This is a genomic window from Pseudoalteromonas sp. S1608 (assembly GCF_005887265.1).
Taxonomy (GTDB): domain Bacteria; phylum Pseudomonadota; class Gammaproteobacteria; order Enterobacterales; family Alteromonadaceae; genus Pseudoalteromonas; species Pseudoalteromonas undina.
The window spans coordinates 26,969-43,774 of the sequence record NZ_PNDK01000056.1; the positions used below are offsets into that span (position 1 = coordinate 26,969).

The following is a 16,806-nucleotide window of genomic DNA, read 5'->3' on the forward strand; positions in this document are numbered from 1 at the left end:
ATGGGATGAGGTTACCTCAACGTAAAGCAAGTTGTTAATTAATGCATAACATGAGGGGAGCGTTTAAATCTATTGAATAAACTATGCGCTAATAGAAGCCGCTGTAATTAAATGTCGTGTTCAGATGAATTACTAATACAGCACAAAAGAGGAAATAGCACCTAATGAATAGTTATTCATTTTCAGCTCACCTTACGTTTACGTAAACTGCTATTCGTGCGCGCTTTTTGTTTACAAGTTTTTAAAAATAATACCGGTGCCAATCTATTTTTCGATTAGATATCCATGCAAATGTTAATGGTTGGCATTATTTTATGATTTTTAATTAAGTTGAAATATATTCAATATAATGAATATGTATTCATAAAAATATTGACTCAAGGGTGGAATAACGCTAATTTTGTTCGTCTGTTAGCAAATCGTCGAGCCGTTCATCAACGTTAACAGCGCAGCAAGGGGAGGGGTCCATGTTATATGACTCAAAACTAGAAAAAGATAATTGTGGCTTTGGCTTAATAGCCCAAGTTAATAACCAAGCGAGTCACCGACTCATTCGTACGGCGATCACCGGTTTAGATCGCATGCAGCACCGCGGTGGTATTTCTGCTGATGGTAAAACGGGTGATGGTTGTGGCTTGTTATTACAAAAACCAGACAGCTTCTTTCGGGCTATTGCTGCCGAGAATAATTGGCATTTAGGTAAAAATTACGCCGTTGGGATGATCTTCCTCAATGCTGATCCGGTACTAGCACAAGCAGCCAAAGATGTTTTAAGCGAAGAACTAGAAAAAGAAACGCTAAATATTTTGGGCTGGCGTGTGGTTCCAACTGATCCATCAATGTTAGGACCTATTGCTCTAAAACAATTGCCAGGTTTTGAACAAATTTTTATTAGTGCGCCAGAAGGTTGGCGTTCTAAAGATTTAGAACGCCGCTTGTATGTTGCACGTCGTCGTGCAGAAAAGCGTCTAATGGACGATGAATCATTTTATATTGCGAGCTTATCTGGGCTAGTCACCATCTATAAAGGCTTAATGATGCCTGCTGACTTGCCAAATTTTTATCTCGATCTTGCTGATATTCGCATGACCAGTGCTATTTGTGTTTTTCATCAACGCTTCTCTACAAACACACAGCCTCGCTGGCCTTTAGCGCAACCATTTCGTTATTTAGCGCACAATGGTGAAATTAATACTATTGAAGGTAACCGCCAGTGGGCCCGTGCACGCTCTTATAAATTTGCTTCGCCGCTTATTCCTGATTTACAAAGTGCAGCGCCGTTTGTTAATGAAACAGGGTCTGACTCATCTAGCCTCGATAATATGCTAGAGCTGTTTTTAGCTGGTGGTATGGATTTATTCCGTGCGATGCGCATGCTAGTGCCGCCAGCATGGCAAAAAAACCGTGCTATGGATGACGACTTACGTGCGTTCTATGATTTTAACTCTATGCATATGGAACCGTGGGATGGCCCTGCAGGCATCGTTATGTCTGATGGGCGCTTTGCAGCCTGTAACCTAGACCGTAATGGTCTGCGCCCTGCGCGTTATATTATTACTCAAGATGGCTTTATTACTTTAGCTTCTGAGGTGGGGATTTGGGATTACACCGCTGATGAGGTGGTAGAAAAAGGACGTGTTGGCCCAGGCGAGCTACTCGTTATTGATACCAAACTCGGAAAAATTTGGCATTCAGATGAAATTGACCAAGATTTAAAATCACGCCACCCTTATAAATCGTGGTTAGAAGAAAACGTTAAGCGCTTAACACCTTTTGAAGCACTGACTGAGCAAGATGCAGGTAATCGCTCATTCGATGATGCAACTCTAGCCAAATACCAAAAGATGTTTGGCTATACTAATGAAGAGCTAGACAGTGTTATTCGTGTTATGGGTGAAAATGGTCAAGAAGCTACCGGTTCAATGGGTGACGATACGCCGTTTGCCGTCCTAAGCGAAGGGCATCGTTCACTTTACGATTATTTCCGCCAGAAGTTTGCCCAAGTGACTAATCCGCCAATTGATCCGTTACGTGAAAACCATGTAATGTCGTTGGCAACGTGTATTGGCAGTGAACAAAACGTATTTAATGAAACGACAGGGCATGCTAAACGCCTGCAATTTGATACCCCTATTTTAATGTATGCTGACATGCAGCAGCTACTCAATGCCGATGAAGCACACTACAGTTACTGTAAAATTGACATTACTTACACCGTAGAAGAAGGACTTGAAAACGCCGTTAAGCGTGTTTGTGATGAAGCGCAAGAAAAAGCAGCATCAGGCTGCATTATGCTGGTATTAACGGATCGTAACTTTGATGACAATCAATTACCTATTCCTGCAGCTATGGCGGTGGGTGCGGTACAAAAACGCTTGGTAGATAATAACTTACGCTGTGAGTCTAACATCATTATTGAAACCGGCAGCGTTCGTGACGCGCATCAATTTGCGGTTCTACTTGGCTTTGGTGCAACCGCAATCTACCCGTATTTAGCGTATGAGTCACTTGTGGCCATGAGCGATAGTAAGGTAATTAATAAGTCATACTGCGAAGTGACACTGGCTTATCGTCAAGCAATTAATAAAGGCTTGTACAAAATCATGTCGAAAATGGGTATTAGCACCGTGGCTTCATATCGTTGTTCAATGTTGTTTGAAGCGGTTGGTCTATCTGACGCGATTGTTGAGATGTGTTTTAAGGGCGTTGCAAGTCGCATAAAAGGGGCGTGTTTTAGCGACTTCGATGACGATCAGCAAAGCTTGCATAAACTGGCGCTTAGTAAACGTAAATTATTAAGCCATGGCGGTTTATTTAAATACGTTCACGGCGGCGAGTATCATGCTTACAACCCTGATGTGATTCAAACGCTACAAAAAGCAGTACGAAGCGGCCAGTATAGTGATTACAACGAATACGCAAAGCTAGTTAATCACCGCCCAGTGGCGACTTTGCGCGATATGTTGGCTTTAAAACTACCTGAAAAGGGTATAAGTATTGATGACGTAGAGCCTGCCACTGAGCTTTATAAACGTTTTGATTCTGCAGCGATGAGTATTGGTGCATTATCACCAGAGGCGCATGAAGCACTAGCCATTGCTATGAACCGTTTAGGTGGTTGCTCAAATTCTGGCGAAGGTGGCGAAGATAAACTTCGTTACGGTACAGAAAAAAATTCACGGATTAAACAAGTGGCCTCCGGTCGATTTGGTGTAACACCTCATTATTTACGCAGTGCGGATGTCATTCAAATAAAAGTGGCTCAAGGCGCTAAGCCGGGCGAAGGCGGGCAGTTACCAGGTGAAAAAGTAACGCCCTATATTGCCAAGCTTCGATACTCGGTACCGGGTGTGACACTAATTTCACCGCCACCGCATCATGATATTTACTCTATTGAAGATTTAGCTCAGCTTATTTTTGATTTAAAGCAAGTAAACCCGAATGCACTGATTTCAGTAAAACTGGTATCTGAACCGGGCGTAGGAACAATTGCAACCGGTGTTGCAAAAGCGTATGCCGATTTAATTACTATCTCAGGCTACGATGGTGGCACAGGTGCAAGTCCCTTAACCTCGGTTAAATATGCTGGCAGCCCATGGGAGCTTGGCCTTGCAGAAACGCAACAAGCACTTGTCGAAAATGGCCTTCGTCATCGTATTCGCCTGCAAACAGATGGGGGGTTAAAAACCGGGCTTGATATCATTAAAGCAGCCATTTTAGGCGCTGAAAGTTTTGGTTTTGGTACCGGACCCATGGTGGCGTTAGGCTGTAAATACTTACGAATTTGTCACTTAAATAACTGTGCTACTGGTGTGGCAACCCAAGACGATACACTGCGCCAAAAGCATTATCACGGCTTACCAGAAATGGCGATGAACTACTTTAAGTTTATAGCTCAAGAAGCGCGTGAAATTATGGCAAGTTTAGGTGTTGCAAACCTAACCGATTTGATTGGTCGCTTAGATTTACTCGAAGCCATTGAAGGCAAAACAGCCAAACAGCAAAAAATAGATTTATCAGCGGTTATCGCTCAGCCGAACAACCCAACGGGTGAAACACTGTTTTGCAGTGCACCAAATAGCTCGCACTATTTAGGTGAGTTAAATGAGAGCTTGCTAGGCAAGGCAAAAGAGGCAATTGATAATTCAAGCGGCATTTCATTAGTGAGTCGTATATGTAATACCGATAGATCGGTTGGCGCAATGCTTTCTGGTTATATTGCTGATAAGCACGGTAATCAAGGTATGGCAGCAGATCCAGTGGTGATTGAACTTCATGGTACAGCTGGCCAGTCATTCGGGGTATGGAATGCTGGCGGCCTTGAAATGACTCTAGTTGGTGATGCTAACGATTACGTTGGTAAAGGGATGGCGGGCGGTAAGCTAGTCGTTCGCCCACCACTGGGTTCGTCATTTGAAAGTCACAAAGCAACCATCGTAGGTAATACCTGTTTATATGGTGCGACTGGCGGTAAATTGTTTGCAGCCGGATGTGCTGGTGAGCGTTTTGCTGTGCGTAATTCGGGTGTGCAAGCTGTTGTTGAAGGTGTTGGTGATAATGGTTGTGAATATATGACCGGTGGCGTGGTATGTGTACTTGGTAATGTAGGAGTTAACTTTGGTGCAGGTATGACCGGTGGTTTTGCTTATATTTTAGATGAACGAGGTGATTTTGAGAAACGCATTAACCCAGAGTTGGTTGAAGTGGTTACTTTAGATGATTTGAGTTCACATCAAGAGCATTTACGCGGCTTAATTGCTGACCATTTAGAGCTAACAGGCTCATGCAGAGCAGAAACTATTTTAGCTAACTTTGAACTTTATTTACCGATGTTCAAATTAGTAAAACCTAAATCAAGTGACGTAAAAAGTTTACTCGGGCATCGCGCTCGCAGTAGCGCCGAACTACGTGTTCAAGCGCAATAAGGGGGCAGTATGAGCGAAAATGTATATCAATTTATAGACGTGCAGCGTGTAGACCCACGCAAGAAACCAATCTCGTCGCGTAAAAAATCGTTCGTAGAAATTTATGAACCCTTTTCAGAAAACCAAGTTAATTCACAGGCAGATCGCTGCCTTGATTGCGGTAACCCTTATTGTGAGTGGAAATGTCCAGTACATAACTATATTCCACAATGGTTAAAACTGATCCGTACAGGGCGCATTTTAGAGGCCGCTGAGCTTTCGCACCGTACTAACAGTTTGCCAGAGGTGTGTGGAAGAGTATGCCCACAAGACCGCTTATGCGAAGGCTCATGTACGTTAGATGAAGAGTTTGGAGCGGTAACAATCGGTAACATCGAAAAATACATCACCGATACCGCGTTCAAAATGGGCTGGAAGCCAGACATGTCTTATGTGACATGGACTGATAAAAAAGTGGCTATTATTGGTGCTGGGCCAGCAGGGTTAGGCTGTGCTGATATTCTAGTACGTAATGGCGTAAAGCCTGTGGTATTTGACCGTCACCCTGAAATTGGTGGGCTGTTAACCTTTGGTATTCCTTCTTTTAAATTAGAAAAAGAAGTCATGCAAAAACGTCGCGAAATATTTACCGAAATGGGTGTTGAATTTAAACTTAATGTCGAAGTAGGTAAAGACATTAGCATGGATGAAATTCTTAATGAGTATGACGCTGTATTTTTGGGAGTGGGGACTTATCAAAGTATGCGTGCAGGGCTTGAGAACGAAGATGCACCGGGGGTGCATGATGCCCTGCCATTCTTAATTGGTAACACTAATCGTGTTATGGGTTACGATGAGTCTAAACAAGCTTGCATTGATATGGCAAACCAAAAAGTAGTGGTACTAGGTGGTGGTGATACAGCAATGGACTGTGTGCGTACCTCCATTCGCCATAACGCGTTAAAAGTAACGTGTGCTTATCGTCGTGATGAAGAGAACATGCCTGGTTCAAAACGCGAAGTAAAGAATGCCAAAGAAGAGGGCGTAATTTTTACTTATAACGTTCAGCCTAAAGGTATTGTCCTTGATGATAAAGGCGCAGTTGCAGGCGTTAAAATGGTAAAAACTCAGCTTGGTGAGGCAGATGAAAATGGCCGTCGTCGTGCTGAAGAAGTCCCCGGATCAGAGCACATTATTGAAGCTACACAAGTGATTATGGCATTTGGCTTTAAGCCTCATAAAATGGACTGGTTGGAACAGTACGATGTAGAAATTAACCACTGGGGCGGTATTAATGCACCTGAGCAAGGTGAATTTACACATCAAACCACTAATCCTAAAATATTTGCTGGAGGCGATATTGTTCGTGGCTCAGACTTAGTGGTTACTGCTATATTTGAGGGGCGTAATGCTGCAGAAGGCATTATGGATTATTTAAAAGTGTAAATAATTCTTTTGTTAGAATGGAGTCAAAAGCAAACCTTCGGGTTTGCTTTTTTATTCCCTCAGTTTTACAAATAAAAATGCCCACAATACACAGGTTGCGGGCATTTTTAAACGCTATGTTAGTTAATCCATCGAGAAGTGATCAAGGCTCGGTTTCACTCTGGCTTGTCGACGTTTCACACTTTTATAGCAGATAACGTTACAAACAAGCTGTAGGCCAATAACCAACAAACTAAGTGTTATTAAGCCACTAATAGCTGTGCTGCTAAAAACTAACATAACAGCAATAACAATATGTACAATTAATGCCACATTTAAAAAACGATATAATCCTTGTTTAAATTGTGTGTGTTTAAACTTGCTAAACATTGCTAAAAGTACACTAACTATAAGTAGTAGCCAGTTAATTGCTAAGCCAAAATAAATGACCGTTGTTTGCATCAAGGTATCCTCACCGTATCAAGGTAACGCACTATAAATGTATAATTTATCCGTGCGCTTTTATAAGCTCTTTTGCATTTGCTTTAGCTGTTTTGCTAATGTTATCACCACCCAGCAAACGCGCAATTTCATTAACCCTGCCATCTTTATTTAATGCCAGCATATGAGTAAACGTTTCACCGTCTGCAATTTCTTTGGCAACAAAAAATTGCTGATGAGCGCTACTAGCCACTTGCGGTAAATGAGTTACACAAATTACTTGTGTCGATTTACCTAATTGGCGCAGTAGTTTACCAACGGCAGCAGCTGTTGGGCCAGAAATACCGACATCTACTTCATCAAATATAAGCGTAGGAGTCGTGACTTTTTGGGCAATAATAACCTGAATAGCCAAACTAATACGTGATAACTCACCACCAGAGGCTACTTTTGCTAAAGGTTGTAATGGTTGCCCTGGGTTTGTTGATACTAAAAACGATACATTATCAAAACCTAAGCTGTTTGGAGAGCGATCGGTATGTGCTGTAAGAGCTATTTCAAATACGCCATTTTCCATGGATAAGTTAGCCATACTTTCGCTGATCAAGCCATTAAGTGTATTAGCATATTGATGACGGCTAGCACTTAATTCCTCACTAGCCGTTTGATAATCTTCAAGAGCTGCTGCAATTTCACCTTCAAGCTGTTCGAGGCGCGAACTATTACTGCTTATAGAGTCTAGTTCTTGTGTTACATTTTGATGAAACTCAACGAGCTCTTGTGGCTTTATATGGTGTTTTCTTGCTAAATCCATAGCGCCGCTGAGTCTGTTTTCTACTTCCGTTAAGCGAGTAGGATCTAAGTCAGCTTGTTCAGTATAATTGCGTATTTCTCTGCTTGCTTCTTCAACTTGAACCGCTGCTTCTGTCAGTAATGCTGCTACATTGGCCAGGGTTTCATCATAATGTGCAAGTTCATTAAATTGTTGTGCGCTGTGTTGTAAAAGAGAGCACGCATTTTGCTCATCACTTTCGTATAAATGTTGTAGCTCGCGCTGACAAGATTGCAAAATAGTTTGGCTGTTACTGAGCTTATAATGCTCTGCTTCTATTTGTTCAAACTCACCAACTTGCAACGCAAATTCATCAAGCTCAGCCACTTGATATTCTAATAATTGTTTTTGCGCAGCTTGTTGTTGTTGTTGGTGTTCTAGTTGTTTAAATTCTTTTTGTAAATCAGCATAACGTTTATAGCGTTGGCTTACAGCATTAACTAGATTTTGGTGCCCGGCGTAAGCATCCAGTAGCTGTAATTGATGCTCTGCTTTTAATAGATGCTGGTGTGCATGTTGACCGTGTATAGAAATTAAATATTGGCCTAGCTCTTTTAGCTGTGCAGCGGTGACAGGGCTACCATTAATGTAGCTTTTGCTGCGGCCATTCTTGCAAACAACTCTACGAAGTAGACATTCGTTATCGTCATTATTAAGCATGTTCTCTTCTAGAAATGCATGGGCGTGTGGCAAATTGCTTAAATCAAATTGCGCACTTACCTCGGCTTTATCAGTGCCTGGGCGCACAGCTGAAGCCTCTGCTCGTTCTCCAAGGCACAATGATAACGCATCAATAGCGATTGATTTACCCGCACCCGTTTCACCGGTAATAGCGGTCATGCCCGAATGCCATTCAGTGCTTAAATTACTTACAATTGCAAAATTTTTAATTTCTAAACCAATTAACATACTGTTCATCCATCCAGTGAATTAACTGTTAATTTATACAGTGTTTTGGTTTATTGCAAATTAAATTTCTATATTTTAAGCAAGGCTGGACTCAATTAGTGTTTTTTTTTCTTCATCAATAGGGAGGGTTTCATCGTTAAGATCAATATTATCAACTGGTTGTATGTTGTCTTCAGTTTTCAACTTTAAGATTAACGTAGGAAGGACTTCTTGGTAAAAATTTTTATTGTATAAAATACCTTGAGCTGGCAACTCTGCTATAAAATATTGAGTGCTGTCGGCAAATGCTTGGCTATTATTACTTTTATAGGTTTTTATAAGCTCTTCGTTAAGTATGTTAATAAGTTGGTCACATAACGATTCCAACTTAACTAAATTTTCATCGGTGTGAGGCTGTACCACGAAAAAGTTACTTACAACGGCTTGAATTCGAGGAAGGTGCTTAGCACTGATGACATTTGCATCAAGTAATTCGTTGAGTTTTATTTTTAAACGTGATTGAGTACTTGCTACGCGCTCGTTAAACAGTTTTTTCTTTGCTTCAATGGTTTTTTTTCGATTACTCTCAATTAGCAAGTAACTGCCAAGTAAAGTAATTAATAATAATAAAGCAAGAAACACTACATAAGTCATTACTACTTTTTCCTGATGATATTTAAAAATTCTAGCCCGATATTTTGCGCTAAAGTTGCATGTTTGGCAATAAAATTAGTATAACCGGCTACCCCAATTTAGCTTTTTACGTAGCACATTATAATAAGAATAATTTTTTGGGTGGATTAAGCGTAATTTTTTGTCAGCTTTACGTATAACTACCTCATCACCCGGTAATACGGCGAGTACAACATGGCTGTCACAGCTTACTTGTAAGCTATCAGTATTTTCTAAACTAAGCTTTAAACGCACTTCATTATCAGCATCCACCACTAAAGGGCGACTTGATAAAGTATGTGGAAACATCGGAACCAGTGACATTGCATTAAGCTCTGGTGTTAAAATAGGCCCACCGCCCGATAAAGAGTATGCCGTTGAGCCTGTTGGAGTCGACACAATCAAACCATCGGAGCGTTGAGAAAATACAAAGTCATCGTTTATAAAGGCTTCAAACTCAATCATATGTGCTACTTTATCAGCATGAAGCACTGCTTCGTTTACTGCAGAATTAGCGCTTTTAAGCTCGTTATGTCGATACACTTCAACTTCTAATAAAAAACGTTTTTCTTCAATGTAATCGCCGCTGAGTACCTGTTCTAAGCTACCCTCAAACCCTTCTGGGTTCAGATCTGTTAAAAAGCCTAAATTACCCCTATTTACACCAATTACGGCTATATCAAAGCGAGCAAGCACCCGTGCAGCACCCAGCATGTTGCCATCGCCTCCAACCACAATCGCTAAGTCGGCACGCTCGCCTAAATCAACGAGCTTTACGAGTTTGTCGCTCGGTACATCACTAAGTTGACTCCCTGTACGTTTTTCAACAATCACCTCAAAGCCTAAAGCTAATAAAAACGTATGTAATCGTTGTAAAGTAGCGGCAGCATTAGGGTGATTTGGCTTACCAATCAAGCCGATAGTGTTAAAGGGAGAGTCCATAATAAATACACTGAGAGTTCTAATATTTGTAGAGTAACCTAAAACAGAAGTGTTTGAAAACACAGATCTTAGTAATAACCAGCGGATTTAATTAATTCACTGTAAAATTTAGATTTATTGTATTTTTTATACTTGAAATAATAATACTTAGCCCCGATATAACAGCTATGCATAAAGATGTAGATAACATGAAACTAAACCCACGAGATCAGCAAATATTTGCCGCTGTTATGAGTATGTACTGTAATGGCGATGGCTTACCTGTGCCGTCAACAAAAATTGCAAGGCAAAAAGGTATGGCGGTATGCTCTGCCACTGTGCGTAACGCGATGGCGCGCCTTGAAAAAATAGGCTTGTTGTATTCACCACATACATCGGCTGGCCGAGTGCCAACCAATGATGGGTTTGACTATTGGTTTGATGAGTTTTTTACGCTCAATGATATTGCTAATTATTGGCAACCTGAGCAGGCACAATTGGTTGAGCTAGCGCATGGCTTGAGTCAACGTTACCAAGTATGCTGTTGTGTGGGGCTACCGCAGGTTAGAACACAGCAGGTATTTAGGGTAGAAGTGCTCGACTTTGATGCAAACAACTGGCTTATTTTACTCTTAGATAGAGCAGGGCAGAGCCACAATATTTGTATTAATAAGCCTAATGACCCTAGCGATAGCCAACGTTATGAATTTGCTACTTGGCTCAATACGGTTTTTAGTCAACAATCTTTAATTGAAGGCCTCTACCGAATGCAGGCAATGGCCAATACGGCTCCGCGTAATTGTCATGACTCTTTAACTCAATGGACCCGTGAGCTAAGCCAAAAATTAGGCTCAGATAACAGTATCGTTGTTGGCGAAAACTACCTTTATAAAAAAATAGATTGTGAGCAAAGCCTTAATATTGGTGTATCATTTTTAAATTTTGTTGAAGATAAACTCGCTTTTAAAAATGGGGTCTCTATTCTCAATACTGAAAACTTACCGTTCAGTAGCTGCGATGAACTCATTGTGATTAGTGTGCCGTATTTTCAAAATCAAGAATATCAGAGTCGCTTTTGTGTTATTTGTCCAAAATCAGCGCAATTAGAGAAAATAATCCAAGAATTTAAATTATTAGAGCCATTGAGCTCTTGAATCTTTTTATTCAATCCCCATAATTACCGCAGTTGTAAAGAATTGGAGCGTATATTTTATGTCTGAGCAGACACAAAACCCAGAGCAAGAAGTAGAACTGAACGAAGAAGTGACGCAAATGGAAGCTGACGTTGAGGCGGCAGTTGAAGCAGCAGAACAACATGCTGAGCAAGAGCAAAGCCCTGAAGCAGAAATTGCTATGTTATATGCCGAGCTTGAAACTGCAAAGCAAACTATTGCAGATCAAAAAGATTGCGTAGTTCGCGCTGCTGCAGATGTGGACAATATGCGTCGTCGCGCTGCACAAGATGTAGAAAAAGCACACAAATTTGCACTAGAAAAGTTTGCTAATGAATTACTCCCTGTTATAGATAACTTAGAGCGTGCTATTGAGTTTTCTGATAAAGAAAATGAAACGCTTAAGCCTTTACTTGAAGGCATTGATATGACAGTGAAAAGCTTTAACGACGCGGTAGCTAAATTTGGTGTTGAAATTGTAAACCCTCAAGGTGAGCAGTTTAACCCAGACTTTCATCAAGCAATGTCAATCCAACCAAGCAACGATGTAACACCAAATACTGTTTTAGCAGTAATGCAAAAAGGTTACACATTAAACGGCCGTTTATTACGCCCTGCAATGGTTATGGTATCTAAAGCCGCTGACGCTTAATTAAGTATACAATTTAAAAATGCCTCATTATGAGGCATTTTTTTTGTCTTTAAAATAATGTATTAACTGCACCAGTATTGTCAGTACCACCGCACTAAACATTAAACTAGAAAATGGAACCGCACTTTGTGCATGCATTACCGCTAATATAGGGCCTACTAATGCGCCACTACCAAAACGCAAGGTGCCGATAACCGCCGTAGCAGTTCCGGTATTTTGTTCAAACTTCATCAAAATTAATGAATCTGCATTACTTGCTATTATGCCTAAGCTCATCATTAACGGGGCAATAGCCGCAACAATAAAGTAAAGCGATAAATGCAACACACTAAAGCTGAGTAATGCTGTGCCAGATAAAAAACCACACATTAGCCCGTAATAAAGCATTTTTCGTGAGCCAATACGTGGCACTACGCGAGTATTTAAAAAGTTACCAAACATCAGCGCCATTACATTAAAAGCGAATAGCAGACCAAATAATTGTTCCGATACTTTAAATAAGTCGAGGTAAATATATGGAACCGAGGTTAAAAAGCAAAAAAAGCCAAACGACACAAACATCGAGCTTAAAATATCAGCGCGAGCATGCGGGTTGCTCAATACCACTTTGTAACTTGAAAAGAAAAGCGATAACCCTTTTCGATCATTTTTAAATATCGGGATATCAATTAAGTAACGCTGCACAAAAAGTAAAATTACAAAGCTATAAGCCGCTAAAACAATAAAAATAGTCGACCAAAGCGAAAAGCCTAAAATAACTGAGCCGATAGAGGGGGCAAGTAAAGGCGCTATCATCATAATCATAGACACGTACGACATACCCTTAGCAGTATTTTTTTGATATATGTGTCTAATAATCCCTGGAACCACAACCGTAGCTGCCGCCCCTGTAAATGCCTGTACTGCTCTTAACAGCCAAAAAGTATGCACTTCAGTGGTAAATGCTAAAGCGAGTGAACTCAAGCCAAATAAACTGAGCCCTATTCGTGCCAGTTTACGCCTGCCAATTTGATCGGCTATGGGGCCAAAAAATAACATGCCCAATGCATAACCTGCTAAATAGATACTCAACGAGATTTGAACATTTGGCATGCTAGTATTGAGATCGTTGGCAATTACCAGCATAGCCGGTAAATACATATCAATGGCTAAAGGCGTGATTGCAACAATACTGGCTAATAAAGGCAATAAAATACGGGTATTAAAAGAAGAAGCCGAAGCGCTCATTTAAAAACTCAAAACAACGAATATAGGTTGGGCAGTATAGCAGGGCAATGGCGTTGGATAAACTTAGTTTGCCTGCTAACTTAATTGTTTAATCGCAAAAAGCAAAGATTTTAAACTAACACTGCGTTTGGTATTCTATACTCAGTAACAAACTTTTTTAGGGCATTATAATGAAGAAATTGGTTTTGGCAGTACTTGCCAGTGCAGTATTAGTAGGTTGTAAAACATCACCAACTGGACGCACACAGATTGCGCTTTACTCAGATCAACAAATGAGTCAAATGGGCACTGCGAGTTTTGCCCAAATGAAAAAAACGCAGCCGGTAAATAAAGACCCAAAAGTAAACAGTTACGTCAATTGTATTGCTGATAAAGTAGTAGCCGTGCTTCCTACAGATTATGCATCTCAAAATTGGGAAGTGGTGGTATTTGAAGATGAATCTGCAAATGCCTTTGCATTGCCAGGTGGTTATATTGGCGTGCACACTGGATTATTAAAAATTGCTACAAATCAAGATCAGCTTGCAACTGTTTTAGGTCATGAAGTCGGTCATGTGATTGCAGAGCACTCAAATGAACGTGTTTCACAAAGCTCTATTTTACAAACTGGAATGAAAGTGGGCAGTGCGGCGCTTGAAATGGGCAACGTGCAATACCGCAATGAAATTATGCAAGGGCTTGGTCTTGGCGCTCAATATGGTGTGGTTTTACCGTTTAGTCGTTCACATGAGACCGAAGCTGACGTTATTGGTTTAGATTTAATGGCGCAAGCGGGTTTCAACCCTAAAGAGTCTGTTACGCTTTGGCAAAATATGAGTCAAGCGGGCAGTGGGGCAACGCCAGAGTTTTTATCAACTCACCCAGCACCAACAAGCCGTATTGCAAATTTACAATCGCAAATGAGTAAAGCGCTTAGTGAGCAAAAAACAGCTAAAGCACAAGGTAAAAATCCGCAGTGTAAGTTGTAATCAACCATAAAAAAACCTGTCTAATGACAGGTTTTATTTTTTAATAGTTAAGTATTTAATTATTAAAAAGTCCACTCTATGTGTACTTGTGGAACTGACTCTGTAACATCTGTACCAAGTTTGTTATGCCAGTACTGCCACTCCATACCTAACAGTAAGGTGTTTTCTTTCATTTCTAGCGCATGCCCCATATCCCATACAATAATAGGTTGAGCTAAAAACCAAGCGCGTACGTCATTACCAAACTCATCTTCACGCTCAGCAATATATTCCGCATGACCCTTAACACTAAATTTTTGTGAGCCAATCATAAATGGATATTCAAAAGCAACGTCAAACATCCAGCTGTTGGTTTCAATTGGCGCACCGCCTTTCGCAACACCTTCACTATCATCAATATAGGCAGTCACAAGGGTTGAGAAGAAATTAAAACCAGGTACATCCCAGCTTAATTTTACACCCGGTAAGTATTTAACAACTTTAGCATCGCCTGCGGCATTAATACCCATGGTTAGGCCAACATCAACGAGCGCACCTGACGCTACTTTTTCGTCCATAACGGCCGATAAGCTAAGCGTAGAATAACCTTCAAAGTAAAAGTCTTGATCTTGGTAGTTATCGTCATTGCCATCAGTGCTGTAATCAATAAAGAAAAAGTTATCCCCATAGTCATGGCCTGAAGCATGTTGCAATGAATAAACCGTGGTGCTTGATTTTTGTTCAGTGAACGGGTTTTTATGATTACCGTTGTTAATATGAAGCGCAGTACTGCTCCAATTAGCAGCAGTAGCTGTTGAACTTAAGGCACACGCACTAAGTGCAACGAGAGGAAGTAAGTTTTTAATTTTCATAACCATATTTTATGTGACACGCTGAATACCACATTATAGCAAAGACGGTTAATTTGTTAATTATTTATTGTCATAAACAGTGTACTAGCATGTGGCTAATACACTGTTTAAAGAAGATTTAAGCTTTATTACGACGTAAACAAATAACCGCAATAGCGGTAAAAGCTAAAATAAAGCAGTAGTAAGATGAGGTTGATACTTCCCACGGGCTAATTTTAAATGTAGCACCAAGCAGAAGTGCTTGTGCGCCGTAAGGTAAAGACCCTTGGGTAACACAGGCAAAAATATCTAATAAACTGGCAGAACGTTTACCACTAATTTCGCCATCGTCAGCTAGCTTTTTAGCAATAGGGCCAGTCACAATAATAGACACTGTGTTGTTAGCAATACACATATTGCTGGTTAGCACCAATGCAGCTATCCCTAACTGATCCGCTACCTTGCGATGCCATTTTGCAATGACCTTAGTGATTGCTTGAATTTTTTGCGCGATGTAGTCGAGGCCGCCATTAATACGAATAAACTCAGAGAGGCCACCAATAAACATAGACAGTAAAAATATTTCCTGCATGTCGCTAAAACCTTGGTAAATATCTTTTACAAAGCTGGCGCCTTCATAGCTTCCGGTAAAGCCCATCAATGCGGCGAAAACAATACCGCTTAACAGTACTACAAATACATTAAAGCCCATTACTGCCAGTACTAAAATAAAGGCATAAGGAAGCACCAATAAAATATCGTAGTCTTTAGTTTCAACAACTTGCGCAGCTGGCGTTAAAAATAACAACAGTGCAATAGTAAGGATAGCGGCTGGAATCGCAATTTTAAGATTTTCTTTAAACTTATCTTTCATTTCACAGCCTTGCGTGCGGGTAGCTGCAATCGTAGTGTCAGAAATTATTGATAGGTTATCACCAAACATAGCGCCAGATACAATGGTACCGGCCATTAATGCGGGATCAATCCCTGTTTTCATTGATACTGCATAAGCAATTGGGCCAATAGCACCGATAGTTCCCATTGACGTGCCCATCGCAGTAGAGATAACCGCGGCAATTAAAAACAAACCAGGCAGAAGTAATGAAGGGGGAATAAGTGAGAGGCCAGCATTAACAACCGCGTCAACGCCACCGGTTGCCCCTGCAACCGCAGAAAAAGCACCTGCTAATAAATAGATAAGACACATGGTAATAATATTGTTATTACCCACGCCTTTAATAAAGGTTTCTACACTTTGATTAATACTGGCTTTATTTAAAATAAAGGCTAAAACAATCGCAGGTAAAATAGCGACCGGTGCTGGGAGTTGATAAAATGCATAATCAACCCCTTGAGATTGCAAATATAAGCCTGAGCCTAAAAAAATAGCAACAAAGGTGAGTAGGGGGAGCAAAGAAAATCTTGCTTTATTTTTATCAAATGATGGCTGCATCATATTCCTCGTTAATTATTCATAGCAATCGAAATCGATTGATATATTAAACAGCCAAAGCATCCCTCTTTTAGCTGAATTTAGTGTTTGTTTTACTATCTAACCAGATAAGTAACTCAACAGCGCCCGCAAGCCAAAGACCAAATCGGCGCAAAAAAAGAAGTTTAAATGTATAGATGGCTAAATGCAAAGACTATCTGTTATTATTATGAGGGTCTGTTGATCTTTCAAGGTTAAATTTGCAGCAGTCTGTTTGGTATTTAGGCAAGGCAGAGCCTATGTGGTGTGGTATTCCCCATAAATAGGCGATAACGCAGCATCAATGCCAAACAGGCGCTGCCCGAAAGGTTCTGCCTAGGGGCGAGTTACTCTTTGTTGCTCGGTTTTTACTTAGCCCACTAGCATACTAACTTCGGTCAGC

At 40.7% G+C, this 16,806-nt stretch carries 12 protein-coding genes; 5 read left to right on the forward strand and 7 right to left on the reverse strand.

Going from position 1 to position 16,806, the window contains the following annotated elements:
* The first annotated feature begins 467 nt into the window (after positions 1–467).
* Complete coding sequence (gltB, locus tag CWB75_RS18035) at positions 468–4,925, forward strand: glutamate synthase large subunit (RefSeq protein WP_138571372.1); 4,458 nt, start codon at positions 468–470, stop codon at positions 4,923–4,925.
* A gap of 9 nt (positions 4,926–4,934) precedes the next feature.
* Entirely contained in the window at positions 4,935–6,350 is a 1,416-nt protein-coding gene (locus CWB75_RS18040) for a glutamate synthase small subunit GltD family protein (protein ID WP_013465171.1), read from the forward strand.
* Between the two features lie 123 nt (positions 6,351–6,473).
* On the opposite strand, the gene CWB75_RS18045 is transcribed toward CWB75_RS18040, so the two are convergent.
* From CWB75_RS18045 to nadK, 4 genes are all read right to left on the reverse strand, one after another.
* Complete coding sequence (locus CWB75_RS18045; protein WP_138571373.1) at positions 6,474–6,791, reverse strand: hypothetical protein; 318 nt, start codon at positions 6,789–6,791, stop codon at positions 6,474–6,476.
* A gap of 46 nt (positions 6,792–6,837) precedes the next feature.
* Positions 6,838–8,511, reverse strand: a complete 1,674-nt coding sequence (gene recN, locus CWB75_RS18050) for a DNA repair protein RecN (RefSeq protein WP_138571374.1) — start codon at positions 8,509–8,511, stop codon at positions 6,838–6,840.
* 75 nt (positions 8,512–8,586) lie between these two features.
* Complete coding sequence (locus tag CWB75_RS18055; RefSeq protein WP_075169079.1) at positions 8,587–9,144, reverse strand: hypothetical protein; 558 nt, start codon at positions 9,142–9,144, stop codon at positions 8,587–8,589.
* A gap of 75 nt (positions 9,145–9,219) precedes the next feature.
* A complete protein-coding gene (gene nadK / locus CWB75_RS18060; RefSeq protein ID WP_008464501.1) occupies positions 9,220–10,104 on the reverse strand; it encodes an NAD(+) kinase in 885 nt (294 codons plus the stop codon).
* 167 nt (positions 10,105–10,271) lie between these two features.
* Here nadK and CWB75_RS18065 point away from each other — a divergent pair, with 167 nt between their 5' ends.
* Both CWB75_RS18065 and grpE read left to right on the forward strand, forming a co-directional pair.
* Positions 10,272–11,237, forward strand: a complete 966-nt coding sequence (locus CWB75_RS18065) for an HrcA family transcriptional regulator (protein ID WP_138571375.1) — start codon at positions 10,272–10,274, stop codon at positions 11,235–11,237.
* A gap of 58 nt (positions 11,238–11,295) precedes the next feature.
* Positions 11,296–11,907: a nucleotide exchange factor GrpE gene (grpE, locus tag CWB75_RS18070; RefSeq protein ID WP_138571376.1), complete on the forward strand. Its 612-nt coding sequence runs from the start codon at positions 11,296–11,298 to the stop codon at positions 11,905–11,907.
* A gap of 27 nt (positions 11,908–11,934) precedes the next feature.
* Here grpE and CWB75_RS18075 read toward each other — a convergent pair whose 3' ends face one another.
* Positions 11,935–13,134, reverse strand: coding sequence for a Bcr/CflA family efflux MFS transporter (locus tag CWB75_RS18075; RefSeq protein ID WP_109874501.1), 1,200 nt, complete (start codon positions 13,132–13,134; stop codon positions 11,935–11,937).
* Between the two features lie 170 nt (positions 13,135–13,304).
* On the opposite strand from CWB75_RS18075, the gene CWB75_RS18080 reads away from it, so the two are divergent.
* Positions 13,305–14,102: a M48 family metallopeptidase gene (locus CWB75_RS18080; protein WP_138571377.1), complete on the forward strand. Its 798-nt coding sequence runs from the start codon at positions 13,305–13,307 to the stop codon at positions 14,100–14,102.
* Positions 14,103–14,164: 62 nt separating this feature from the next.
* Here the strand turns inward: CWB75_RS18080 and CWB75_RS18085 are convergent, their stop codons facing one another.
* Together CWB75_RS18085 and CWB75_RS18090 are read right to left on the reverse strand one after the other, a co-directional pair.
* Positions 14,165–14,953, reverse strand: a complete 789-nt coding sequence (locus CWB75_RS18085) for a hypothetical protein (RefSeq protein ID WP_055012946.1) — start codon at positions 14,951–14,953, stop codon at positions 14,165–14,167.
* 118 nt (positions 14,954–15,071) lie between these two features.
* On the reverse strand, positions 15,072–16,385 hold the full coding sequence (locus tag CWB75_RS18090) for a Na+/H+ antiporter NhaC family protein (protein WP_010388632.1): 1,314 nt from the start codon (positions 16,383–16,385) through the stop codon (positions 15,072–15,074).
* Positions 16,386–16,806: the final 421 nt, after the last annotated feature.